The 377-nt window shown below is 31.6% G+C and carries 1 protein-coding gene; it reads right to left on the bottom strand.

Translation table 11 applies throughout. From position 1 onward, the window contains the following. Window positions 1-377 (bottom strand): N-acetylmuramoyl-L-alanine amidase (locus KGF50_RS21975; RefSeq protein ID WP_227850007.1); only part of this gene is annotated, 377 nt, incomplete at both ends.

Genomic DNA, 377 nt, shown 5'->3' with positions numbered 1-377 from the left:
TCAACTTCTCCATCATAGACTATTGTGTATTTTATCATCTTATTCACTCCCCCACCATTTTTTACTTTATCTTTAAAATCTACCCATAACTTCGGATTATCAAGCATCTTACGAGGGCAATATTTTTTCTTAGCATCATAATGTCTAATTACTTTGTCAGCACTAATATTTAAATCTTTCATTAACTTTCTAGTTAAGTCTATTGCATTTTCTCTTGCTTTTGTATAGTTGCCATCTTTATTTACACATATTTCTATATTAATACTATTGTAGTTTGTAACTCCTGAAACTAATGCAGTCCCATAACTTTTGCCAACTGCCCAAGCACCATCCTTGTGGTCTAGTGTTTGATATATGACCTTATCATCAACATAGTA

The sequence above is a fragment of the Clostridioides sp. ZZV15-6598 genome (assembly GCF_020657705.1).
Lineage (GTDB): Bacteria > Bacillota > Clostridia > Peptostreptococcales > Peptostreptococcaceae > Clostridioides > Clostridioides difficile_F.
Note: the sequence above shows the minus strand (reverse complement) of the source record. Positions and strands in the feature narration are given on the sequence as shown.